We start from the raw sequence: 14,078 nt of genomic DNA, 5'->3' as shown, positions 1-14,078 counted from the left end.
GGTTGTTCTTTCGATGAGGTGAATATAGCTCGTGCAGGCGTTAATGACCAACGCCCGATTACCAGTGCAGCCATGCATTCTATGCATACGTAGGCTATTACCTGCGACAAAATGACTAAGAAACGATCATAAAAGATGCACATGGCGCCTCCGGTGCCTGCGGCCCGGTTAATTATTCATAAAGACGCTTAACAGTGGCAATGCAGTCGAGGTCCTTCAACTGCAGCAACATCTGGTTCAGCTGGCGCAGATCCCAGACTTCGACATCGAGCGCCATCTCGGTAAAATCGGCTGCAACACGCACGGTATTGAAGATGCGGATGTTGACGTCGATGTCGGCGACGGTCTGCGAGATCTTGGCAAGGCTGCCGGGTTCGTTGAGAGCATTGATCAGCACGCGGGCGGTGAACCGCGACTTGTTGGCCTCGTCGAGGTCCCAGCGCACGTCGATCCAGCATTCCGGCTGGTCGTCGAAGCGTTGCAGCGCAGGCGACTGGATGGGATAGATGATGATTCCCCGGCCCTTCTCGAGGATGCCGACAATACGGTCCCCGGGCACTGCGCCCGTCGGCGCGAAATGCACGGCCACGTCGGCGGCCAGTCCGCGGATCGGCAGGGTTTCGAGGTCGTCAATGCCGGCATTGGCGAGATCGGCGACCTTGCTCTGGCCAGGTATCTTGAAAATCATACCGGCGCCGCTGCGGACATTGAACCAGCCCTCGTCGCCGGCAGGCTTAACCGTCACCCGTTCGTCCTGGTGATCGGGATAGACCGCGCGCAGCACGTCCAGCGACGACATCTCCCCTCGCCCGACAGCAGCAATGGCATCCTCGACATCCTTCTGGCCGAGCCGGTGCAGCGCCGGCTTCAGCGCGTCTCGGGTGAAGATCTTGCCGGCCCGCTCGAAGGTACGCTCGAGTATGCGGTAGCCGAGGCCGGCATATTGCTTGCGGATGGCCATGCGGGTGGCGCGACGGATGGCGGCGCGCGCCTTGCCGGTAACGACGATCTCTTCCCAGGCGGCGGGCGGTACCTGCACGCCGGAGCGAATGATCTCGACCTCGTCGCCGTTTGCAAGCCGTGTGACGAGCGGCATGATCCGACCATTGATCTTGGCACCGACTGTCGTATCGCCGATGTTTGTATGCACGGCATAGGCAAAGTCGATCGGCGTTGCGCCGCGCGGCAGCGCGATCAGCTTGCCCTTCGGCGTGAAACAGAAGACCTGATCCTGGAACAGTTCGAGCTTGGTATGCTCGAGAAACTCCTCCGGACTGTCACCCTCCGCCAATGCCTCGATAGTGCGGCGCAGCCATGAGTATGCGTTGCTTTCACGCGACAGCAGATCGCCTTCCGCCGCGTTCTGATCCTTGTATAGCGCGTGAGCTGCAATGCCGTATTCGGCAATCTCGTTCATGCGCCGGGTGCGTATCTGCAGCTCGATGCGCTGGCTCGACGGGCCGACGATGGTGGTGTGCAGCGAACGGTAGTCGTTCTGCTTGGGCGTGGAGATGTAATCCTTGAAACGACCGGGAACGACGCGCCAGCGCGTGTGGACGATGCCGAGCGCCCGGTAGCAGGCAGGCAGGTCGTCAACGATGATACGAAAGCCATAGACATCCGACAGTTGCTCGAACGACAGGGACTTCGACTGCATCTTTCTGAAGACGGAATAGGGTTTCTTCTGCCGGCCCTTGGCGACGGCATTGTCGAGGCCGTTGGCGACCAGGAGATCGCGCAACTCGGTTTCGATCTTCTTGACCAGCCCCTCGTTGCGTTGCGACAACTCCTCAAGGCGCTTGGTGACTGTGTCGTGTGCTTCCGGATTGATATGGCGGAAGGACAGTTCCTCCAGTTCCTCGCGCATGTCCTGCATACCCATGCGCCCGGCAAGCGGCGCGTAGATGTCCATCGTCTCTTCCGAGATGCGGGCGCGCTTGTCTGCCGGCATGTGGTCGAGCGTGCGCATGTTGTGCAGGCGGTCGGCGAGCTTCACCAGCAATACGCGCACATCGTCGGAGATGGCGAGCAGCAGCTTGCGGAGGTTTTCAGCCTGCTTTGCCTTGCGGGTGACGAGATCGAGCTTCTTGATCTTCGTCAGCCCCTCGACCAGCCGGCCGATGTCCTCACCGAAAAGCTCGTCGATCTCGGCCCGCGTTGCCGTCGTGTCTTCGATGGTATCGTGCAGGAGGGCGACCGCAATCGTCGACTCGTCGAGATGCATATCCGTTAGGATCGCAGCGACTTCCAGCGGATGAGAAATATAGGGATCGCCGCTGGCGCGCTTCTGCTGTCCATGCTTTTGCATCGCATAGACATAAGCCTTGTTCAGAAGCGCTTCGTTGGCATCGGGCTTGTACTTCTGAACTCGCTCTACAAGCTCGTATTGCCGCATCATCCAACGCTACTCCGGTAAAAAGAAAAGCGCGCCAATCGGATGACTGGCGCACAGACATTTCACCATCATATAGCTCCAATGCGGAGCATCAAGATTGACGATCAGTAATCGTCGCTCTTTTCCGGCGGTACAAGGCCTTCGATGCCGGCCAGCAGCTCTTCTTCCGACATCTGGTCGAAAGTCACAGCTTCCGGCTTGTCGTCGTCTTCCTCGGAGGAAGAACCAGCGGCGGCAAGAGTTGCCGGATCTGGCTCAGGCTCGTCGATTTCGACGTGCTTCTGCAGCGAGTGGATAAGGTCTTCCTTCAGGTCGTCGGGAGACAGGGTCTCGTCAGCGATTTCACGAAGAGCAACTACGGGGTTCTTGTCATTGTCGCGGTCGATGGTGATCGCTGCACCCTGGGAGACGAGCCGGGCGCGATGGCTGGCGAGCAAAACAAGCTCGAACCGGTTCTCTACCTTATCAATGCAATCTTCTACGGTGACACGGGCCATTGCCTGTCCTTTACGGTCGTGATGTCGTCGACATGTATGGAATTAGGATGCCGGATACAATCAAACGGCGGCAAATTCAAGTTTTTCCTCGCAAGGCGACAGATTAACAACCGCTGCTGGACGAGGAAGCGGAAATTGAATTTTTCATTTCAATCCAGAGTTGCTTGGAATAACTGGAATCCTGCCCTAAATCTCCTTATATGAACAATTCGTGAATTAAGCGACCTGTTTCTATATTTTAGCGATAAGGCTTTGTTTTGATTGCCTTTTAGTGTTTTCTTTTTGCAGCAATGGATAAACCAGCCATGTTTGACCCTCGCGAGAAAATTGCACTCTTCATTGACGGCGCGAATCTGTACGCCGCCTCCAAAAGCCTCGGCTTCGACATCGATTACCGCAAGCTGCTGAAAGCGTTCCAGAAACGCGGCTACCTGTTGCGCGCGTACTATTACACTGCGCTGATCGAGGACCAGGAATATTCCTCCATACGGCCGCTGATCGACTGGCTCGACTACAACGGCTACAAGGTGGTCACGAAGCCCGCCAAGGAATTCACCGACTCCATGGGACGCCGCAAGATAAAGGGCAACATGGATATCGAGCTGGCCATCGATGCCATGGAGCAGTCCGAGACTGTCGATCACATGGTGATCTTCTCCGGGGACGGCGATTTCACGACGCTTGTCGAAGCGCTGCAGCGCCGCGGACGCAAGGTTTCCGTCATCTCGACGATGGCGACCCAGCCGCCGATGATCGCCGACGACCTTCGTCGGCAGGCCGATCACTTCATCGACCTGGTCTCGCTGAAATCCGAGATCGGCAGGGACCCGTCCGAAAGACCCGCACGGCTTGTAGACGCGTCACCGACGGCCGAACAGGAAGAATAGTTCGGTCGACGACATCCGCCTGAGTAGTGAAACTGCGTTAGACGGTCAGCCAATGGGTTCGAAGCGGATTGGCTGCGCGCCGTTCCAGAGAACACGGCGGCCCATCTCCGGCAGGTGCTCAGCGCCTTCGACGACGGTGAGGAAATGGTTTCCGGCAAGACTGCCCATCTTGCTGGCAAATGACGAGCTGCCATAGGCGAAAAGCAGCTCCGTTTCGCTGTGGCCGCCGGGATAAAGCAGGATATCGCCGCGTGACGGATGGGTGGTGTGGTTTTCGAAACCGACGCCGAACTCGAAATCGCCGAGAGGTACCCAGACCGCTTCGCCGCTCCAGCGCGAGTGGATCGTCTGATTGACGAAGGGCAGCAGAGCCTGGAATGCCTTGCAGGTCCGAGGCGCCTTCTTGTTCTCGAAACGAGCGACGAAGACCAGGTCGCCGACGGTCAGCCTCACCATCTGCATCAGCCGTTGTCCTTCAGAATTCGGGTCTTCTGGCGGTTCCAGTCGCGTTCTTTTTCCGTCTGTCGCTTGTCGTGCAGCTTCTTGCCCTTGGCAAGAGCCAGTTCGAGCTTGGCGCGGCCCTGATCGTTGAAATAGATTTTCAGCGGAATGAGGGTCATGCCCTCACGATTGATGCCGACGCGAAGTCTGTTGATTTCGCGGGCGGTCAGCAGCAGCTTGCGGCGACGGCGGGGCTCGTGGTTGAAGCGATTGGCCTGCAGATATTCCGGCAGATAGGAATTGATCAGCCAGATCTCGCCGCCTTCGTCCGAGGCATAACTATCCGCGATATTCGCCTTGCCGTCGCGCAACGCCTTCACCTCGGTGCCCATGAGCATGATGCCGGCTTCATAGGTATCGAGGATCTCATAGTTGTAGCGAGCCTTGCGGTTATCGGCGACAACCTTCTTGACGACGCGTTGGCTGCCTTTGGGTGCCATGATCTGTTGTTCCGTCCCTCGGGTACCGGCGGCGCTCAAACATGAGAAAATGCGGGCCGCAGTGATGTTCAGGGCCCTAGATAGGGGAGTATGACCGGATTGTGAAGACGCGACGGCGACGAACGCCGCCGCCTTCGCCTCAAGCTATCAATTCAGCAGGCCGGCGTGGCGCATCGCAGCATCGATCGCTGCTTCCGTACCCGGTTCCAGCGTAGACAGCAGCGGCGAGCGAACGTGGCGGCTCATCCGCTCCAGACGCGACAGGCCATATTTTGCACCGCAGAGACCGGGCTCGAGAAAGATTGCCTTGTGCAGCGGCATCAACCGGTCCTGGATCGAAAGCGCCGCCTTGTAGTCGCCGGCAAGGGTCGCCTTCTGTAACTCGGCACAGAGGCGCGGCGCGACGTTTGCCGTCACCGAAATACATCCGACCCCGCCATGGGCGTTGAAGCCGAGAGCGGTCGCATCCTCGCCCGACAGCTGATGAAAATCATTGCCGCAGGTGATGCGCTGCTCGGAAACGCGCTCGATCTTGCCGGTCGCATCCTTGACGCCGACAATATTCCCATAGGACTTAGCCAGCGCACCCATGGTTTCAGGCGTCATGTCGACGACAGAGCGGCCTGGAATATTGTAGATGTAGATCGGCAGCTTAACGGCCTCGGCAATCGCCGAAAAGTGAGCATAGAGCCCCTTCTGCGTCGGCTTGTTGTAATAGGGCGTAACGACCAGGACTGCATTCGCGCCAACCTTTTCGGCATGCTGTGCCAGTTCTATCGCTTCGCGCGTATTGTTGGATCCCGCGCCTGCCATGACGGGCACGCGCTTGGCGGCGACCTCGATGCACAGCTCGACGACGCGCTTGTGCTCGGCGTGCGACAGGGTCGGCGATTCGCCGGTGGTGCCAACAGGGACAAGCCCGGTGCTCCCCTCGGTGATCTGCCATTCTACGTGCGAGGCAAAAGAAGCTTCATCGACGGCGCCCGCAGCGGTAAAGGGCGTAACGAGAGCGGGAATGGATCCCCTGAACATGCAAACTCCTCAAGGCCTGGCATTTCACGCTTCGGCCGCAATCCTTGGTTATGAATCTGCGCACCATAAAGCGGCCATCTGGCTCCGACAAGCGCGCTTTATGGCTTCGTTTGCAAATTCCGGTATCATGTTAGATCGATAATTCGTGCATGCGCTAAGGTTTCGTTAAGATGGCTTTCGGCAGATTGAGGGGATCTGAATTCGCGTGAGTAGCCGGATGAACAAATCGATCCTGGTCGTGTCCGCCACAGGCCTTGCCATTGCCTGGGGCTGTCTTGCGGCCGGGCTGCCGATTGAAAGCGCCCCTGATCCGGCCGGGCAGCCGCAGACATCAGTCGCCATGGCAATCCCGAACGATCCACTGACGACTGGTTCTATTCCACGCGCTTCCAACATTGCGCCTGCGAGCGCCGATCTCAAGGCCGGCCTCGACGCGCTGTCGAACCGGAAGCCGTTGCAGGCCATCGCCGTCCGCAACGGCATGGCGCGCGGAACCCTCGACCGCCACATCCTCACCTGGGCCATTGCCACGTCGGGACAGACCGGAATACCGTCCGCAGAAATAGCCTCCGCCTCGCAAGAACTTGCGGGCTGGCCGGGGCTCGCCAGTCTGCGTGGCTTTTCCGAGCGGGCGATCTACAACGAGAACCCGTCCACGGCCGAGGTGCTCGCTGCCTTTGGAGAGACAGCACCAGAGACGCCAGAAGGTGCATTCGTGTTGTCAAAGGCCCTCATTGCCGTTGGAAAGCCAGCCCAGGCCGCCGCCTATATCCGCAACGTCTGGCGAAACCAGACGCTGGACGCATCGCTCGAGGACAAATATCTGGCAGCTTTTGGCGGCCTGCTCAGCCCGTCCGACCACAAGGCCCGCATGGATCTTCTGCTCTACCGGAGCAAGACGGCGCAGGCGAAGCGCTTCGGCGATCTCGGCAAGGCACAATCGCTTTATACTGCGTGGGCAGCTGTCAACGATCGAAGCCCCAAGGCTGCGAGCCTGCTTGCCAACATCTCACCGCAGTGGAAAAGCGACCCCGCCTACCTCTTCATGCGGATCGAATTTGAGCGGCGCAAGGAAAACTACGATACGGCTGCAGCCCTGTTGGCACAAATGCCGCGCGATCGCAGCCTGCTGATCGACGCGAGCCAGTGGTGGGACGAGCAGCGAATCGTCAGCCGCGGCCTTGTCGACCAAGGTAACTACAAGGCCGCATACAGAATTGCCGACGACAACGTCGCCGTTACCCCGGTCGATGTCGGCGAAGCGGAGTTCCATGCAGGCTGGTATGCGCTGCGCGGCCTGAAGGATCCCTCCACGGCAGCAACGCATTTTCGCAAGATCCTCGGCGTGTCGAACGGACCGATCTCCGTCTCTCGTGCTTGGTATTGGCTCGGACGCGCGGCGGAAGCCGGCGGCCCGGGAAAGGCCAGTGATTTCTACGCGAAGGCCGCCGCCCTTCCGAGCACGTTCTACGGTCAGCTTGCCGCGAAAAAGCTCGGACGGCAGATGCTGGACGTGACCTACCCATCGCCATCGCCGGAAGACCGGCAGCGCTTTCAATCGCGAGAAGCGGTGCTGGCGATCGCGCGCCTAGAGGCAGCCGGCAATGGCTGGCGCGCCGACAGTCTTTACCGCGCGCTAGCCCAACAGCTGCAAAGCCCGGGCGAGATAGCGCTGCTTGCGGCCAGCGCCGAGCAGTCCGGCAATCACCAGCTTTCGCTGCAAGTCGGCAAGATCGCCTATGGACGCGGCGTCGATGTCGCAGCGCTTGCCTTTCCGATCGGCGTCATTCCAGACGACGCCAATATCGCAGGCTCCGGAAAAGCCATGGCTTACGCCATCGCCCGGCAGGAAAGTGCCTTCAATCCGCAGGCCGTGTCGTCCGCAGATGCCCGTGGATTGCTTCAACTGCTGCCGAAGACCGCCAAGGCTGTGGCCGGTCGCCACGGGATCGTCTATTCCGCCGACCGCCTGACGAAAGATGCCGGCTACAATGCGACGCTCGGCTCGCATTATCTCGGCGAGCAGATAGATGCATTCGGCGGATCCTATATCCTGACCTTCGTCGCCTATAATGCCGGTCCGAAAAAAGTGCCCGAGTGGATAAACCGCTACGGCGACCCGCGCGGCAAGTCGATGGACGAAGTCGTTGACTGGATCGAGCGCATTCCATTTCCGGAAACCCGCAATTATGTGCAGAGGGTGATGGAAAATTACGAGGTCTACAAGGCTCGGCTTGGTCAGAAAAGCGATATCGAGCAGGACCTCATCCACGGACGCGGCTGAAGGGGCCTGTCGCGGCTGCTGATTCGTTGAGTTCGCCACCCTCCCCGCGGACTGACGGGGACAGAGTTTCTGCTCGGGATCCAATTCCCAAGCTCACCGGCTCGAAATTGTCGGCACGAAAATGGCCCGGCTGGGATACCGGGCCATCTCTTTGACAGGAGGTTAGATCAACTCAGTATTAGAACGAACGCTGGAAGCGGATGATGCCAGACCAGGTGTCCTTGTTGACGCTGTCGTAGTTGACGTAGGTGACTTCCGGCTCGATGAGCAGGTTCTTGACCGGGTTGAACTTCAGGTTGCCCGTTGCTGCGAACGTCTTCTTGTCGTCGTAGGCCAGCTGCACGTTGGCCTTCAGCTTGTCGTTGATCTGCTGACCAATGCCGCCCCAGACAGCCCAGTCGCCCCAACCGATACCAGCACCACCGGCACCAGCATACTTGTTGAGCTTGTTGCCATCGGTGTTGTAGCCACCCATGAGGAAGGCGGTGAAGCCGCCGAACTTGGCATCAACACGAGCCTTGACAGCGCCTTCTTCGACGATGGAGTCGTAGCCGCCGACAACGCGGAAGTTGAAAGCGCCGGCCTTGTAGCCGAGACCGAGAACGCCGTCCGGAGCGTAGTGATCCGAGCTGTTCTCGCCATTGGCGCCAGCTGCAGTGCCGTTGGTGCTGTCTTCGAGCGAAGCAACAGCCGTGAAGCCGGTGCCAGAGTCGTAGGCGTAGGTCAGCTGGTTCAGTTCGTCGGTGCCGTTGATGCCGTATTCGATGATGTCGTCGTTGATGACGTCGCCAGCGTAGCCGAGGAAGGTCGAGTAGACCGAGTCGTTCTTACCGACGAGGAAACCACCCAGGCTGATGTTGGCCCAGAGAAGCTTGTTGGTGTTGTTACCTTCGGCCGACTCGAAGCGGAAAACGGCGTCAGTCTTCAGGGCGCCATATTCGGTGTCACTTGCAGTGTCGATCGAAAGTTCGGCACGGGTCTTCCAGTATGTGCCGCGAGCAGCAGCGTCCTGGCCGGCCTTGTAAGCGTTGTACCAGCTGACGTCAGAGCGAACCTTGCCGCCGATCTTGATGCAGGTTTCCGTGCCCGGGATGTAGAAATAGCCAGCGCCGTAAGCGTCGCAGATGCGGACGTATTCCAGCGGCTCAGGTTCAGCAGCGACGATGGCGTCGGCAGCATGTGCACCGGATACTACCGAGAAGGCAGCGGCCGAGCCGAGAAGAAGGCTTTTAATGTTCATTGCAATTAGCTCCAATCAAAAGACGACTGGGCGTGAGACGTCGCGCCGAAAAATCGGCGTGCCCTACCCCATCCCTGTATTTGTGACCCCCCCTTGGGGAGAACCAAAGCGCGTCTGCTTCGGTTCTGGGCAGACCATAGCGATTGAATATAACAATGAAATATCAATGCGTAACAGGCACCGTTTGTGACAAAGCTTTGGATTGGTGCGTTGCACAAAAATCACGTCACGAAACTGTGATAATTCCGTCATGAAAGGTGATTGATCACCTCGCGGCCTGGAAAAGGCAGCGGAAACAAGACCTGGAGAACAGACAAAGAGTAAAAACGAAAAAGCCCGGCTCGAAAGCCGGGCTCCTTTCAATCGACCGAAGTCGGATTGAATTAGAACGTGCGCTGGAAGCGAAGGATACCAGAGAACGTGTTGTCGTCGAGAACGGCGTTGTCGTACTTGACGTAGGTGATTTCTGGCTGGATCTTGAAGCCCTTAGCAACGAAAACGTTGAGGTTTGTCGTAGCTTCGAAGGTCTTGCTGTCAGCATACGAAACCTGAGTGTTCCACTCGAGCTTGTCGTTGAACTTGACAGTCGTGCCACCCCAAACCTGCCAATCGCCGGTCGAAGCGCCGCTAGCATCGCCATTGGCGTAGCGGTTGATCTTGTTGCCGTCAGTGTTGTACTGGCCGAGCAAGAAGGCAGAGAACGTGCCGAAGTCGAGGTCGAGGCGAGCCTTGACAGCGCCTTCTTCAACGACCGAGTCGTAGCCGCCGACAACCTTCAGACCGAACATGCCAGTCTTGTAGCCGAGGCCGGCAACGAAGTCAGGTGTGTAGTGGTCAGAAACATCACGGCCCGTGTTCGGGTCGATTGCACCAGCGCCAGACTGGCTGTCTTCAACCGACAGAACGCCAGTGAAGCCGTTGCCGCCGTCGTATACGTAGGAGAGCTGGTTCAGCTCGTAAGGTCCATCGCCGATCACGTCGTCGTTGATGACGTTGCCAGCATAACCAATCCACTGATTGTACTGCGAGTCCGTCTTACCAACGATGAAGCCGCCGAGGCTGATCGTTGCGAACAGAACCTTGGAGTCGTTGACACCTTCAGTCGAGTCGAAACGGTAGACCATGTTGGTCTTCAGCGGACCGTATTCTGTGTCCGTTGCCGTGTCGACGTTGAGTTCAGCGCGAGTGTGCCATTCCGTGCCGCGCTTGAAGCGATCGCCAACAGCGTATGGGTTGTGCCACTGAGCTTCAGTACGAACCATGCCGCCGATCTTGAGGCAGGTTTCCGTGCCTGGGATGTAGAAGTAGCCAGCGCCGTATGCATCGCAGATGCGGACGTATTCAAGCGGCTCAGGCTCAGCAGCTACGATAGCGTCTGCAGCGTGAGCACCGGATACTGCTGCGAGGGCAGCAGCGGAGCCGAGAAGTAGGCTCTTGATGTTCATGATTGACCTCCAGTTCAAAGTTTCAATTGGGTCTGGGATTTTTAACCCGAAGGCATTCCCTGCCCCATCCCCATGTTTCAAGAAGTGGACGATCACGCCCTCGCTTCCGTTGTTGAAAATACTCGACGGGCGCCGTCACGCAATCGACATCTTGCCGGAAGGGGGTTTTGGGGAGACCCTTCCCCAATTCATGTTGCCGAAAGGACACAAAAAGGTGAGGTGAAGGGTGGTTTATTTAGTCTTTATTAAGAAAAAGCCTTATCTCGCACGGACTTAACTCCGCTGCGCTTAGCCATAACAGTCTTTCGGGAGACCTGCCGACGCACAAAATCCCTGGAAACCCTGCCACATGTACGGCATTTCCACGGCAGGCGGCAACATTTGGAAACAGCCCGGCAACGATTCCCGATTGAGGAATGGACATGCGCTGGACGTCGATTCGGATCGTATGTGCAGATGCCGGTCTGCGATTCGAGCTTGGGTGCAGACATTGGGTAGGCATCCGGTCCGGCGGACGTCATTACTGCAGCTCTATAAGCCCCGCCTCCGTCGGCCAGAAGTCGCAACTACGGTAGAGTGAGGCCAGCTGCGGCTCGACGTTGACACGCAACCACCTTGCACCGTGCTCCTGTGCAATACTGGTGGCCTCTTTTATCCTGCCGGTAGCAATCCCCTGTCGTCGCATTCGAGGGTCGACACAGGTGTCGAGAATAAAGGCGTGAACACCTCCATCCCACGCAACATTCACGAAACCGACGAGCTGACCATCGGCGTAAGCCACGATGCCCGCCGGGCGGCGGGACAAGATACGAGAGAAATCATTTAGCTCACAGCAGCCCCAGGCCTCCAGCCAAAGCATATTGAGATCATCTCGGGACGGGAATGGATCGATTCAAAGCATCACCTGCTGCCTCTGCTCACTCCTGCTCAGATGACTGTAGTTGCAAGATGACAGGGCGATGGCTGGTCGATCATGAAGCAGCGCAGAACTGATGCCCGCGTCAGTGACGATGCATGGAGACGACATCTAAATCGGGGAATGCAGTAAGTCTGGTGAGGCAATATTGCCGGGTAAATGGCGGAGAGGAAGGGATTCGAACCCTCGATACGCTTTTGACGTATACTCCCTTAGCAGGGGAGCGCCTTCGGCCACTCGGCCACCTCTCCGAGGCCGTGACTATTTGGCAAAGGCTCCAAAGGCAAGGTTTTTTTTCCAATGCCGTCAGAAAAGTGTCTTGCTGTGCGCTAAACCCTGAGAGTGCGAGGGCTAGTAGCCGCGTGGGCCGGCTTCGGCATTTTCCGGTTCGGGGCCGTAGCGTCGGCGAAGGCGCTGGAGTGCTGTGGAGAATTCGGTGACATCGGCGCCGACCGCAACGAAAGTGGCGCCGAGTCCCAGGTAGCGGCGGTTGAGGGTCTCGTTGAATGTCAGGATTCCGGCCGGTTTGCCCGCTTTGACGATGGTGGCTATGGCGGCCTCTATCGCCGCCTGCACCTCGGGCGCCTCGAGATTGCCCGGAAAGCCCAGGTCGGCAGCAAGGTCGGCGGGCCCTATAAAGATGCCATCGATGCCCTCGACACCGGCAATCCGCTCGAGGTCGGCAAGCGCCGCGCGGGTTTCGGCTTGCACAAGGAGGCAGATGTCCTTGCCTGCATCGGCGACGTAGCCGGCAACAGTGTTGAACCGCGAGGCGCGGCCGATGCCGGCGCCCATGCCACGGATGCCGTCCGGCGGATAGCGGACAGCGCGAACGAGTTCTGCTGCCTGCTCGGCCGAATCGACCATCGGGATGAGCAGCGTGCGGGCGCCGATGTCGAAAAACTGCTTGATCATCCAGCTTGCGCCAGTCGGCAGTCGAACCACCGGTTCCGACGGCGAGGCCTGAAGAGCCTGCAACTGCGCCATTATACTGCGAAGATCGTTGGGGCCGTGCTCACCGTCCAGGACCAGCCAGTCGAAACCGGCATGGCCGGCGATCTCGGCGGCATAGGCATCGGCCATCGCCACCCAGAGGCCGATCTGCGGGCGGCGCTCGCGCAGGGCGATCTTGAATGCATTGGGTGGCAGGGTCATCGTCACTTATCCGAGCAAGGTCTTGAGGTCGGTGCCGGCGTCGGCGTCGGCCAGCAGGTCGCGATCGGGCGTCAGGCCGGCGTCGATGAGCTTCTTGCCGGTGACATAGGCGCGGGCGTCGTTGATCGCATCGACGGCAATCAGCCGACCGGCCTTGAAATACCAGACGGAGGCCGATCCTTCGCGGGCGCCATGCCGCAGCACCGTATCGTCGTAGCCCTTGTTGAAGCCTGCGATCTGCAGCTTGACGTCATACTGATCGGACCAGAACCACGGCTTCGGCACGTAGGGTTCCTTGCCACCGGCGATGATCGCGGCCGCAGCCTCTGCCTGGTCGACAGCATTCTGCACCGATTCGAGACGGATCAATTCGCCCTGCCAGGGCAGCGCGGCGCAGTCGCCGACGGCATAGATGCTGGGATCAGAGGTGCGGACGTATTCGTCGACGACGATGCCGTTGGCAACCATAAGGCCGGCTTCCTTGGCAAGACGATCCAGCGGCGCGACGCCGATACCGACGACGACGAAATCGACGTCGAGGGTAGAGCCATCGGAAAGCTCTGCGGCAACCACACGGCCGTCCTTGCCCACCAGCCGCTTGAGGCCGGTCTTCTCGCGGATGACGACGTCGTGGTCGGCGTGGATGACCCGCATGATGTCGGCGGTCTCTTTGGCGGCAACCCGCTGCAGGATGCGATCGGCCATCTCGATGAGTGTGACTTCGAGGCCGCGATGACGGGCGACGGCTGCCGCTTCGAGACCGATATAGCCGCCCCCTATTATAAGGACACGGCGGCCGGCACGCATTTCACCTGACAGGAGATCGGCGTCGCGCTTGTCCCGGGCGACATAGACGCCCTCGAGATCGCCGCCGATGGCCGCAGGAAGACGGCGCGGTGTTGCGCCTGTCGCCAGCACCAGCGTTTCGTAGTCGAGCGCGCTGCCGTCCTGCATGACGACCTGCTTCCGGTCGCGATGGATTTGTTCTGCCCAGGTCGCGCGACGGATGTCGATATCGTGCTCGGCATACCAGTGCTCGTGGCGGAACATCAGGCGATCGAAGCTGATCTCGCCGAGCAGGTATTTCTTCGTCAGCGGCGGGCGCTGGTACGGCAGCGATTCTTCCGCGCCGACCAGCGTGATCGGCCGCGTGTCCTTGAGAGCCCTCAGCTTGGCAGCAACAGCAAAGCCGGCCTGCCCTGCTCCGACAATGAGCAATCTACCCGTCACGCAAGCCCTCCAGAAATTGGGGACACGAAGCCGTGGCGGCCTCGCATCGCGCTTCA

12 protein-coding genes and 1 tRNA gene are annotated in these 14,078 nt (G+C 59.1%); 2 read left to right on the top strand and 11 right to left on the bottom strand.

Annotation, left to right across the window (positions count from 1 at the left end; all coding sequences use genetic code 11):
- Nucleotides 1-172 precede the first annotated feature (172 nt).
- Together J5289_RS08050 and rpoZ are read right to left on the bottom strand one after the other, a co-directional pair.
- Nucleotides 173-2,398, bottom strand: coding sequence for a bifunctional (p)ppGpp synthetase/guanosine-3',5'-bis(diphosphate) 3'-pyrophosphohydrolase (locus J5289_RS08050; protein ID WP_142829773.1), 2,226 nt, complete (start codon nucleotides 2,396-2,398; stop codon nucleotides 173-175).
- A 101-nt stretch (nucleotides 2,399-2,499) separates the two neighbouring features.
- Entirely contained in the window at nucleotides 2,500-2,892 is a 393-nt protein-coding gene (gene rpoZ, locus J5289_RS08045) for a DNA-directed RNA polymerase subunit omega (RefSeq protein WP_111220401.1), read from the bottom strand.
- A gap of 305 nt (nucleotides 2,893-3,197) precedes the next feature.
- Between rpoZ and J5289_RS08040 the strand changes: the two genes are divergently transcribed.
- Nucleotides 3,198-3,779, top strand: coding sequence for an NYN domain-containing protein (locus J5289_RS08040; RefSeq protein ID WP_142829775.1), 582 nt, complete (start codon nucleotides 3,198-3,200; stop codon nucleotides 3,777-3,779).
- Between the two features lie 45 nt (nucleotides 3,780-3,824).
- On the opposite strand, the gene J5289_RS08035 is transcribed toward J5289_RS08040, so the two are convergent.
- The 3 genes from J5289_RS08035 to dapA form a co-directional block, all read right to left on the bottom strand.
- Nucleotides 3,825-4,241 carry a DUF3830 family protein gene (locus tag J5289_RS08035; protein ID WP_142829777.1) on the bottom strand — a complete coding sequence of 139 codons (417 nt, stop codon included), beginning with the start codon at nucleotides 4,239-4,241 and terminating at the stop codon, nucleotides 3,825-3,827.
- On the bottom strand, nucleotides 4,241-4,720 hold the full coding sequence (gene smpB, locus J5289_RS08030) for an SsrA-binding protein SmpB (RefSeq protein ID WP_111220398.1): 480 nt from the start codon (nucleotides 4,718-4,720) through the stop codon (nucleotides 4,241-4,243). The genes J5289_RS08035 and smpB overlap by 1 nt, the downstream gene beginning before the upstream one ends.
- A gap of 147 nt (nucleotides 4,721-4,867) precedes the next feature.
- Nucleotides 4,868-5,752 carry a 4-hydroxy-tetrahydrodipicolinate synthase gene (gene dapA / locus J5289_RS08025; protein WP_142829779.1) on the bottom strand — a complete coding sequence of 295 codons (885 nt, stop codon included), beginning with the start codon at nucleotides 5,750-5,752 and terminating at the stop codon, nucleotides 4,868-4,870.
- Between the two features lie 217 nt (nucleotides 5,753-5,969).
- Here dapA and J5289_RS08020 point away from each other — a divergent pair, with 217 nt between their 5' ends.
- Nucleotides 5,970-8,036 carry a lytic transglycosylase domain-containing protein gene (locus J5289_RS08020; protein WP_209183296.1) on the top strand — a complete coding sequence of 689 codons (2,067 nt, stop codon included), beginning with the start codon at nucleotides 5,970-5,972 and terminating at the stop codon, nucleotides 8,034-8,036.
- A 178-nt stretch (nucleotides 8,037-8,214) separates the two neighbouring features.
- Here J5289_RS08020 and J5289_RS08015 read toward each other — a convergent pair whose 3' ends face one another.
- From J5289_RS08015 to J5289_RS07990, 6 genes are all read right to left on the bottom strand, one after another.
- A complete protein-coding gene (locus J5289_RS08015; RefSeq protein WP_142829783.1) occupies nucleotides 8,215-9,276 on the bottom strand; it encodes a porin in 1,062 nt (353 codons plus the stop codon).
- Nucleotides 9,277-9,659: 383 nt separating this feature from the next.
- Complete coding sequence (locus J5289_RS08010) at nucleotides 9,660-10,721, bottom strand: porin (protein ID WP_209183295.1); 1,062 nt, start codon at nucleotides 10,719-10,721, stop codon at nucleotides 9,660-9,662.
- A gap of 520 nt (nucleotides 10,722-11,241) precedes the next feature.
- Complete coding sequence (locus J5289_RS08005; protein WP_209183294.1) at nucleotides 11,242-11,580, bottom strand: GNAT family N-acetyltransferase; 339 nt, start codon at nucleotides 11,578-11,580, stop codon at nucleotides 11,242-11,244.
- Nucleotides 11,581-11,797: 217 nt separating this feature from the next.
- Nucleotides 11,798-11,888 (bottom strand) — tRNA-Ser (locus J5289_RS08000).
- Nucleotides 11,889-11,988: 100 nt separating this feature from the next.
- On the bottom strand, nucleotides 11,989-12,792 hold the full coding sequence (locus J5289_RS07995; protein ID WP_209206597.1) for an aldolase/citrate lyase family protein: 804 nt from the start codon (nucleotides 12,790-12,792) through the stop codon (nucleotides 11,989-11,991).
- Nucleotides 12,793-12,798: 6 nt separating this feature from the next.
- A complete protein-coding gene (locus tag J5289_RS07990; RefSeq protein ID WP_209183292.1) occupies nucleotides 12,799-14,022 on the bottom strand; it encodes an NAD(P)/FAD-dependent oxidoreductase in 1,224 nt (407 codons plus the stop codon).
- Nucleotides 14,023-14,078 lie beyond the last annotated feature (56 nt).

The sequence above is a fragment of the Rhizobium sp. B230/85 genome (assembly GCF_019355735.1).
GTDB classification, from domain to species: Bacteria; Pseudomonadota; Alphaproteobacteria; order Rhizobiales; family Rhizobiaceae; genus Rhizobium; species Rhizobium rhododendri.
Note: the sequence above shows the minus strand (reverse complement) of the source record. Positions and strands in the feature narration are given on the sequence as shown.

Bases quoted from the DNA above. Each gene is read 5' to 3' on its own strand.
- J5289_RS08050 (WP_142829773.1), bottom strand. From the start codon at position 2,398: ATGATGCGGCAATACGAGCTTGTAGAGCGAGTTCAGAAGTACAAGCCC.
- rpoZ (WP_111220401.1), bottom strand. From the start codon at position 2,892: ATGGCCCGTGTCACCGTAGAAGATTGCATTGATAAGGTAGAGAACCGG.
- J5289_RS08040 (WP_142829775.1), top strand. From the start codon at position 3,198: ATGTTTGACCCTCGCGAGAAAATTGCACTCTTCATTGACGGCGCGAAT.
- J5289_RS08035 (WP_142829777.1), bottom strand. From the start codon at position 4,241: ATGCAGATGGTGAGGCTGACCGTCGGCGACCTGGTCTTCGTCGCTCGT.
- smpB (WP_111220398.1), bottom strand. From the start codon at position 4,720: ATGGCACCCAAAGGCAGCCAACGCGTCGTCAAGAAGGTTGTCGCCGAT.
- dapA (WP_142829779.1), bottom strand. From the start codon at position 5,752: ATGTTCAGGGGATCCATTCCCGCTCTCGTTACGCCCTTTACCGCTGCG.
- J5289_RS08020 (WP_209183296.1), top strand. From the start codon at position 5,970: ATGAACAAATCGATCCTGGTCGTGTCCGCCACAGGCCTTGCCATTGCC.
- J5289_RS08015 (WP_142829783.1), bottom strand. From the start codon at position 9,276: ATGAACATTAAAAGCCTTCTTCTCGGCTCGGCCGCTGCCTTCTCGGTA.
- J5289_RS08010 (WP_209183295.1), bottom strand. From the start codon at position 10,721: ATGAACATCAAGAGCCTACTTCTCGGCTCCGCTGCTGCCCTCGCAGCA.
- J5289_RS08005 (WP_209183294.1), bottom strand. From the start codon at position 11,580: ATGCTTTGGCTGGAGGCCTGGGGCTGCTGTGAGCTAAATGATTTCTCT.
- J5289_RS07995 (WP_209206597.1), bottom strand. From the start codon at position 12,792: ATGACCCTGCCACCCAATGCATTCAAGATCGCCCTGCGCGAGCGCCGC.